This window comes from Bacillus sp. AFS001701 (genome assembly GCF_002559405.1).
Classification (GTDB): Bacteria; Bacillota; Bacilli; order Bacillales; family Bacillaceae_G; genus Gottfriedia.
In genome coordinates this window covers 1-9,321 of record NZ_NTZO01000423.1, presented here as the reverse complement: position 1 = coordinate 9,321, position 9,321 = coordinate 1, and the positions used below count along the sequence as shown (strand labels likewise).

At 31.9% G+C, this 9,321-nt stretch carries 6 protein-coding genes and 1 pseudogene; 3 read left to right on the top strand and 4 right to left on the bottom strand.

Annotated elements, in window-relative coordinates; translation table 11 throughout:
- The first annotated feature begins 257 nt into the window (after nucleotides 1–257).
- Together CN514_RS20475 and CN514_RS26905 are read left to right on the top strand one after the other, a co-directional pair.
- Entirely contained in the window at nucleotides 258–1,364 is a 1,107-nt protein-coding gene (locus tag CN514_RS20475; protein WP_286141778.1) for an SDR family oxidoreductase, read from the top strand.
- A 686-nt stretch (nucleotides 1,365–2,050) separates the two neighbouring features.
- Nucleotides 2,051–2,872: a CAP domain-containing protein gene (locus CN514_RS26905; protein WP_353652088.1), complete on the top strand. Its 822-nt coding sequence runs from the start codon at nucleotides 2,051–2,053 to the stop codon at nucleotides 2,870–2,872.
- Nucleotides 2,873–2,956: 84 nt separating this feature from the next.
- Here the strand turns inward: CN514_RS26905 and CN514_RS20465 are convergent, their stop codons facing one another.
- The 3 genes from CN514_RS20465 to adhE form a co-directional block, all read right to left on the bottom strand.
- Nucleotides 2,957–3,649 carry a copper homeostasis protein CutC gene (locus tag CN514_RS20465; RefSeq protein WP_098234169.1) on the bottom strand — a complete coding sequence of 231 codons (693 nt, stop codon included), beginning with the start codon at nucleotides 3,647–3,649 and terminating at the stop codon, nucleotides 2,957–2,959.
- 10 nt (nucleotides 3,650–3,659) lie between these two features.
- Nucleotides 3,660–4,568, bottom strand: a complete 909-nt coding sequence (locus CN514_RS20460) for an RluA family pseudouridine synthase (protein WP_098234168.1) — start codon at nucleotides 4,566–4,568, stop codon at nucleotides 3,660–3,662.
- A gap of 92 nt (nucleotides 4,569–4,660) precedes the next feature.
- Nucleotides 4,661–7,264, bottom strand: coding sequence for a bifunctional acetaldehyde-CoA/alcohol dehydrogenase (gene adhE / locus CN514_RS20455; RefSeq protein ID WP_098234166.1), 2,604 nt, complete (start codon nucleotides 7,262–7,264; stop codon nucleotides 4,661–4,663).
- A gap of 634 nt (nucleotides 7,265–7,898) precedes the next feature.
- On the opposite strand from adhE, the gene CN514_RS20450 reads away from it, so the two are divergent.
- The gene (locus tag CN514_RS20450; protein WP_098234167.1) at nucleotides 7,899–8,510 is read left to right on the top strand and encodes a YitT family protein; all 612 of its coding nucleotides are present in this window, start codon (nucleotides 7,899–7,901) and stop codon (nucleotides 8,508–8,510) included.
- A gap of 250 nt (nucleotides 8,511–8,760) precedes the next feature.
- On the opposite strand, the pseudogene CN514_RS27050 reads toward CN514_RS20450, so the two are convergent.
- Nucleotides 8,761–8,959 (bottom strand): annotated as a pseudogene (locus tag CN514_RS27050) (histidinol dehydrogenase); the annotation flags it as partial.
- Nucleotides 8,960–9,321 lie beyond the last annotated feature (362 nt).

Sequence of the window (9,321 nt, the reverse complement as noted above, 5' to 3'; positions counted from 1 at the left end):
GTTCATGAGGAACTAAATCATCTAAATCATGATTTATACTTCCTCATAAGCGGTTCATGAGGAACTAAATCACCTAAATCATGATTTATACTTCCTCATAAGCGGTACATGAGGAACTAATAGGCTAAAAATTGAGTTTTTCCTACCATAAATAGTGAAAAATAGATCAAAATACTTTTATTATATTGAAGCGACCCTACATTAAATACATATTTCCTTAATAAAATAAACAAAGAGATTTAATTTACATAAAGTAGGTGGCTAGAATCGAAAGAACATACTTTATTACTGGATTTCCTGGATTTATTTCGAAGCATTTACTCCTCAAAATTCTTGATAATGAAATGTCTTTTCAAAAAATTTATTTACTCATTCTTCCTAATACTGAAAAACAATGCCTAGACTTTTTATTTACATTAGATCAAAAGTATCCAGATTACACGCTTTTAAAAATAGAACTTTTAAGTGGCGATATCACCAAGAAAAACTTTGGGCTCAACCTAAAAAACCTTAATGTACTTTTTAATGATCTAACGGACTTATTCCATTTGGCTGCAATTTACGACCTTGCAGTCCCTAAAAAAATTGCATATGAAGTAAATGTGAAAGGAACAATAAACGTAAATGAATTTGCACTTAAACTGAAATCTTTGAAGCGATACACCTATTTTAGTACTAGCTATGTCTCGGGTACTCGTGAAGGAAAAATTTATGAACATGAGTTAGAAATGGGACAAACATTTAAAAACTTTTATGAAGAAACGAAGTATTATGCTGAAATAGAAGTTGAGAAATTAAAAACACAACTTCCAATCACCATTATAAGACCTGGAATTGTAGTTGGTCATTCAGAAACTGGTGAGACAAGTAAATTTGATGGACCATATTTCATTTTAAATTTCTTCACAAAACTTCGCTATTTACCTATACCTCAAATAGGTAAAGACAATGCTTATTGCAATTTCATTCCTATTGATTATTTAATTAATGCTGTTTACTATTTGAGTCATGCAGAAATCGGAGTTAACAAAACTTATCAAATTACAGATCCCTCTCCTTATCCTGTACAAGATGTTTATAAAGATTTTCTTTCCTATTATTTAAACAAAACTACAGTGGGCATTATTCCAATTAAATTTATTCGTCCTCTCCTTTCAATACCATTCATTAGACGATTACTTAAAGTTGAAAAAGAAGTTTTATCTTATTTTAATTGTAAATCCGAGTATGATTGTATTAATACATTATCTGATCTACAAAATACAAGTATTAAATGTCCGGACTTTAAGGATATACTTCCTGTTATTACAAATTATTATAACGTGCATAAGTCTGTGATAGAGAAGCATGTATTAATTAAGTAAACCGAGTTATGTAATTTCGCTTCTATATATATGAAGGAAAGTTTAAAGGACACTAATTTAATTAGTGTCCTTTTATTCATAAATAGCTCTATGTAATTTTAGCGTTTTGTATCATTTCTTCTATTATTAATGATTTTTTTAAAATTCCATTTTAAAAACACAAAGTATGTGCAATAAACCTCTTTATATAGTCTAACCCATTTTCTTTCCTAAATCGTAGCTTATAATCTAGGTATATTTGTGAAATTGCTGATGTTTACATTCTTTTAATCATTCCTCAAGGTTCTTGCCAATTTAAAATCGTATGGAACTGGACTAGTATCATCAATAAATAATTTCAAATTATTCACCATCAATACGTTTATTACAGAATGATTACAATCGTAACTGGATAACAACAAAACTGGATTTTTCTTCCTGTATTATAACGAGGAAATATGACGTTTGCTTAACTTCAAACTTTTTTAATGGAAATTTTAAGCAAAAATTTATGATACTTATCAAATATTATTCTAGTAAAATAGTTGTCATAACAACGATTTTTTTTATTTCTGTACTAAAACAGTACTACCAAAAAAATCCTCAAATTTGGCTCCCCATTATTTCCCATAATTATGTCATGCGTTTTCATGCTAAAGTATTACTTGTACAGCGAGACAATAACCAAACAAATGGAGGAATAAGACATGAAAAAAGTAATCTCATTATCAACATTGGCTGCTACTCTACTAGTGGGTGCTCCTGTAACTGCAGTACACGCGGATACAATTAATAAGGATACAAAAGCATATACTCAAAAAGTTGATTTAAATAATGTATTATTTAGCTACTTTAATCTACCAAGCTTAAACACTACTAACGGTAAAATAGATTTATCTAAATTTGGTATTGATATGACGAAGCTTCAAGATTCAATTAAACAACAATTAGAAGCTCAACTAAAACAAGGTAATAGTTCAAATACAACTACAAAACCAACAGTACCAACAACACCGGCTAAACCTGAAACACCATCAACAAAACCAACAGTACCAACAACGCCGGCTAAACCTGAAACACCATCAACAAAACCGACGGTACCAACTACACCATCTAAACCATCAACAGAAACACCGTCAAATTCAGCATCATTATCAGCTTATGAATCAAAAGTTGTTGAATTAACTAATGCTGAACGTACAAAAGCTGGTTTAAAACCGTTTACTGTTAATGCAACATTATCTAAAACAGCACGTTTAAAATCACAAGATATGACTGACAAGAATTACTTTGATCACACTTCACCGACTTATGGATCACCATTTGATATGATGAAACAATTCGGAATCACTTATAGCTATGCAGCAGAAAACATTGCTAAAGGTCAAAAAACACCTGAAGAAGTGGTTACTGCTTGGATGAACAGTGCTGGTCACCGTGCAAATATCTTAAATCCTAACTTAACTCAAATTGGTGTTGGTTATGATTCAAGATCAAATGCTTGGACTCAACAATTTATCGGTAAATAATAAATAAAATTGTATAAAGCTGTATTATAAGTAGTCCGTTTTTGCGGACTACTTTTTTATTATTTGAAAATAACATTGATTTATTCAAACATTTCGTACTAACCTTTTTCGCAAACTTTCCATTAAAGAAGAATCAATTTCTTCAATTGCAGAGTTATTTTTTCGAACCCCAGAACCAAAATGAATTTCTTCTACATTCGTAAATTCAATGAAGTCTGATACATTTTCAATGGATAATCCGCTTCCTGCTAAAATTTTTAGATTCGATTTTTTTGTCAGTTCAATCATATTTTTTATTGTTTCTTTCCCATCAATTGCACTAGCAAAACCGCCAGATGTTAATACATGCGTAATCTCAGGGTATTGTTTTAATGTATCGATAGCTGATAGCAGATCATTTGATTCATCTATTGCTCTATGAAATGTAAAGTTCATATCTTTTACTCGAGCTGTTACTTTTTTTAAAAGATTTTCATCAATTGTATTCTCTTTTGTCAAGGCTCCAAAAACGATACCAGCTGCTCCGAGCTCATTACATACATCAATATCGCTTAAGATTACTTCTTGATCATACTGATCATATAGAAATGAACGACTATGTGGTCGAATCATTACATGCACTGGAATTGAGACACTTTGAACAACCTGTTTAATTGTCGCGTAACTTGGTGTCAATCCTCCCTCTTTTATTCCAGTAACTAATTCGATCCGATTTGCCCCAAACCTTTCTGCATCTAGTGCATCTTTTACGTTTGTGGCAATGACTTCTAATAACATTTCATTCATCTCACTTTTCGTTAAGTATTTGTTTTATGTCCGACGGGTATGGGATATCAATCGATAAATTTTCTTTCGTAAAAGGATTTGTAAATTGTACATTACTAGCGTGTAATCCTTGACGATTCAATAATTTTTGTTTCCCACCATACAATAGATCTCCAATTAATGGATGACCTAAAAAACTTAAATGAACTCGGATTTGATGTGTTCGACCAGTATCTAACTGACAGTCTAATATCGTTATGTTCAACTTTGATATATGCCTTATTTTTTTATAATGCGTAATTGCTTTATCGCCTTTTGGTGAAACCCTTCTTCTGGTAGGATGATGTCGATCCCTACCAATCGCTTCATTTATTGTACCTTTAGGTGATTTAACATTCCCTTCAACTATAGCAGTATAGGTACGTTTTATTTTACGTTGACTTAACATCGAATCTAGAATTGAACTACTTAATGCATGTTTTGCAAATACGACTCCACCAGTAGTGTCTTTATCGAGGCGGTGTATATGGCGTACTTTTGTTTTTAATCCATTTTCTTGAAAATGAAATGCTACCCCATTTGCTAATGTATTTAACTGTCCTTTTTCATTCGGATGTGTGTCGACTCCAAACGGTTTATTAACAATAAGTAAATGTTCGTCTTCGTAGCAGACCTCAATAGATTGTTCCTGTGGAATTACACCATATTCCTCTTCTATGTACAATTGCATTTCAACTTGGTCACCACTCAAAAGGATTGTATTCCAAGGTTTAATTTCTCCGTTAATCCTACAACCTTTTGCCATCCTTAATTCATGTAGCAACTTCTTTGGAAACTGCCACACATTTTTTAAATAAGACTCCACTGTTTGATTTTTATGTTCAACATCTATTATTACCTTAAACCATGGATTTTGCTTTTTTAACTCCATCATTAATCACCACTTTCAATATGACTATTATATCAAAATATAATTAGTCAAAAAAGAAGCACCTGTATAGGTGCTCCTTAATGAAAAATTCATTAACATCCTTTGAAAGCATTCAGATAAACTTCTTCTAATTCCTTTACTAGAGGTAGTTTTGGATTTGCAGTAGTACATTGATCTTCGAAAGCACGATCAGCTAAATATGAAACTTTTTCTAAAAATTCTTTTTCAGTAACTCCTTGTGCTTCGATGCTCATATTTATATTTAATTCCTTAGCTAACTTAATAACTGCTGTAATTAAACTTTCCACGGCTTCTTCAATTGTTGAAGCTGGAAGGCCTAGGAAACGAGCAATTTCAGCATATCGCTCATCCGCAATGAAATGCTTATATTTAGGAAATGCTGTAAACTTAGTTGGTTTTTTTGCATTGTATCTTATAACATGCGGCATTAAGATTGCATTTGCTCTGCCATGTGGGATATGGAATTCCGCTCCAATTTTATGCGCTAAACTGTGGTTAATTCCTAAGAATGCATTTGCAAACGCCATACCTGCGATAGCTGATGCATTATGCATTTTTTCACGTGCTTCAAAATCGTTTCCATCTTTGTATGCTCTAGGTAAATATTTAAACACTAATTTTATAGCTTGTAATGCTAATCCATCTGTATAGTCATTAGCTAGGACACTTACATAAGCCTCAATTGCATGAGTTAATACATCCATACCTGTATCTGCTGTAATGCTTTTTGGAACAGTTGATACGAATTGTGGGTCAATAATTGCAACATCAGGCGTTAATTCATAATCAGCTAAAGGATATTTAATATTGTTAGCTTTATCAGTAATTACAGCAAAAGGTGTAACCTCTGAACCAGTACCAGAAGTAGTTGGTATTGCGACAAACTGAGCTTTCCGACCTAATTTAGGGTATTTATAAGCTCTTTTTCGAATATCTAAGAATTTTTGTTTAGGTCCGTCTAAAGTAGTTTCTGGGTATTCAAAAAACATCCACATACCCTTGGCTGCGTCCATAGCTGACCCACCACCAAAAGCAATAATAGTATCTGGTTCAAATGATAACATTCTATCTGCACCCTTCATTACAGTAACATCTGAAGGATCCGGTTCTACATCTGAAAAGATTTCAAACTGAATATTCTCTTGTCTTTTCTCTAAATAATATTTAATCACGTCAACATAACCTAATTTAACCATTGCTTCGTCAGTTACAATAAATGCTTTTTTAATATTAGGCATTTTTTCTAAATACTGTGTTGAATATTTTTCAAAATAAATTTTTGGTGGCAGTTTGACCCATTGCATATTCATATTTCTTCTTCCTAATTTTTTAATATTTAATAAGTGGACAGTTGTTACATTTGTCGATACAGAGTTTTTACCGTGCGATCCACAGCCTAATGTAAGAGAAGGAATAAACGCATTATATAAATCCCCAATTCCACCATGTGCTGAAGGAGCATTTAAAATAACACGACAAGCTTTCATTCTCAGTCCAAACTCTTTTTGAATATCTTCATTATTACTATGAATAACTGCCGAATGACCTAATCCTCCTAGCTCTAACATTTCTTCACAACGTTTAAACCCTTCTTCTTTTCCATTTACTTTAATCGCAGCTAAAACTGGACTTAGTTTTTCTCTTGTTAAAGGTTCATTTGCACCCACGTTTTCACATTCAACGATAAGAATTTTTGTATCTACTGGTACATTGACTCCTGCTAACGTTGCAATTTCATATGCAGATTTACCAACAATGTCACCATATACAGCACATGTAGCTTCATTTATGACGAGCTTTTCTAATTTCTTTTTATCTTCTTTAGTAGCATAATAACAATTATTTGCTTTTAACTCTGCTTTCACTTCTTCATAAACTTCTTTATCTACAATAACTGCTTGTTCAGATGCACAAATCATTCCATTATCGAATGTTTTTGAAAGAATAAGATCATTCACTGCACACTTTATTTCAGCAGATTTCTCGATATAACATGGTACATTACCAGGTCCAACCCCTAAAGCAGGTTTTCCTGTACTATAAGCCGATTTAACCATTCCAGCACCACCTGTTGCTAAAACAAGTGCAACTCCTTCATGATTCATTAAACACTTTGTTGCTTCAATTGAAGGGACTTCAATCCATTGTACACAGTTTTCAGGTGCTCCAGCTTTTATTGCCGCATCACGAACGATTCTTGCTGCTTCTCTACTACATTTTTGTGCGGAAGGATGAAAAGCGAAAATAATTGGGTTTCTTGTTTTAATCGCAATGATTGCTTTAAATAATGTTGTTGATGTAGGATTAGTTGTTGGAGTGACACCTGCAATTACCCCAACAGGTTCAGCAATTTCTGTTATTCCAGCTTGCTGATCTTCTCTTATAATCCCAACTGTTTTATTATCTTTTATTGAATTCCATATATATTCTGTAGCAAATATATTTTTAATAATTTTATCCTCATAGATCCCACGCCCTGTTTCCTCAACTGCCATTTTTGCGAGTGGCATATGTTGATCCAAACCAGCTAGAACCATCGAATGTACAATTTCATTGATTTGATCTTGATTAAATCTTTCAAATTCTTTTAATGCTTTTTGTCCTTTTAAGACTAAGTCATTTACCATTTTAGAAGCGTTTCTAGTTTCATTTACAATTTTTTCTTGAACAGCCATTTGGCTCTCCTCCTCTGATGTTGGACATAAATTACCCAGTTTGGATTCAAAACGTCCCAATTAATCAAATTATATTGTGAAATATTTCACATTATTGTTTACAAATATAATATATATCCTTTTAATCGAAATTGCTATGTCTAATTTGTGAAACATTTCACATTTATTTCTTCAAAACATATTCCTCTTCTACTTTCCTTTCCTTACTTCTAACTTTTTGTAGATTTTTGTTAATTCTTTTCTTTTTTCAAATATTTTCGCATATGATAAAATTAAGAATAAGTTCTTATAGAACTTATTTTTCACCTGTTAGATTTTTCTAACAAAACTGGTAAAAAGGACGTGTAACCATGATTGCTCGAAGGAGCATTTGGCAACGTAAAGACTTATCCTACACTTAGCAGTTTTAATTTAGAGAACCAAAAGAACTCTAAAATAAAACTGAAGGTAGGCGAAACTATGGTTGACAGGCGATTATGTTATTTCTTCAATGATATATAGCTATGTAGTTAGAAAGCCAAAAAACTAACTACGAGCTCTATATGTACGTAGTTAGTTTATAAGCTGTACTTTTAACTACTAACTACGAAAAGAGGAAATAACAATGAGTAACAATCGTTTGGGTGAGACCTTAATGATTTTAATTGGTTCATTTATTTTAGCCACTACACTGTATCATTTTCATTATCAAAATAATTTAGCTGAAGGTGGATTTATTGGTATTGCTCTATTAGTAAAGAACGCACTAAATATATCACCTTCAATTACAACTTTGCTACTCGATATTCCAATTATCTTGATCGCTGGATTGTATTTAGGTAGAAAATTATTAATCAATACTACCATCGGAGCCATCTCGTTTTCTGTTTTTTATTCTCTAATAGAAAAAACATCTTCTAATATTACATTTAGCTTTGGAAATCATCTTTGGATACCCGCTATTTTAGGTGGAATATTCGCTGGGCTTGGTTTAGGGTTAATTCTAAGAAGTGGTGGAGCAACTGGTGGAGATGATTTAATAACAATAATAATGAGCAAAAAATCAAAAATATCGATCGGTAAAGTATATTTTATTTTTGATGCTGTCATTCTTCTTTGTTCACTATCCTACCTGTCATGGAATGAAGTAGGATATACAATTCTTTCTGTTGCAATCTGTGCGAAAGTAACAGAATTGGTCTATGAAAGTAAATTTCAAAAAAAATCTGTTACAATTAAAACAAACAAAAAAAGATTACATGCTTAATGCATGTAATCTTTTTTTGATTCAGAAAAATCGGTGAGCTCATTTAGAACATTTTCGGCAGCTAAATCGTAAAGACAATCTTTAAAAAGTATTGCCAGTCTTCGATAATCATTATATTTATCTAATAGTTCGTCCACAGATGAGGCTTCACCCATGTTTGTTTTCTTTACATCTTCTTGTTTTTTAGCAAACTTAATTGTAAATGTACCTAGTTTTTCAAACATTGAACCGTAGAATTCATCAAAGTTTGATACGCTTACTAATTCTTCTTCTTCAGCGTCAACTTGAAGACCATCAAATTCTCGTAAGAGTTCGTATATAATGCTACTGTACTCATCATTTAAATAAATACTTTTTTCGATCCTGTACCCGATCACTCGATAGAAATGTCCATCGTTCTTTACAAATTGAACAGTATCATTTATTTTAAACTTAAAATACTTAAACATTGAACTTCACCCCTACCAATGTCTTTTATCATACTATTTACAAAACACTATAGATACTATACAACCAAAACTTGACAAATTTAAAAATCTTGACTAAATTCACTCCATTCTTGAAAATGATTTCGAATATTGGTAACCTATACGTACAATACCCACTTTATGAACAACTTTAAATCATAATTTAGGAGGTGTGCTCTTCCTTGTTAACCGAAAACGACAAACTTCTACTAGATGATTTAACAAGTTTAATGATTCGAGTACGAAAAAATTGGCAAAAAACTGATGAGGAAGTAAAAAACTCCTTAACTCCACCAAAATATTTGCTTTTATATTTAATATATAAAAATCAAAAACTTACTGCT

Coding starts and splice junctions, on each gene's coding strand:
- CN514_RS26905 (WP_353652088.1), top strand. CDS start 2,051: ATGAAAAAAGTAATCTCATTATCAACATTGGCTGCTACTCTACTAGTG.
- CN514_RS20465 (WP_098234169.1), bottom strand. CDS start 3,649: ATGTTATTAGAAGTCATTGCCACAAACGTAAAAGATGCACTAGATGCA.
- CN514_RS20460 (WP_098234168.1), bottom strand. CDS start 4,568: ATGGAGTTAAAAAAGCAAAATCCATGGTTTAAGGTAATAATAGATGTT.
- adhE (WP_098234166.1), bottom strand. CDS start 7,264: ATGGCTGTTCAAGAAAAAATTGTAAATGAAACTAGAAACGCTTCTAAA.
- CN514_RS20450 (WP_098234167.1), top strand. CDS start 7,899: ATGATTTTAATTGGTTCATTTATTTTAGCCACTACACTGTATCATTTT.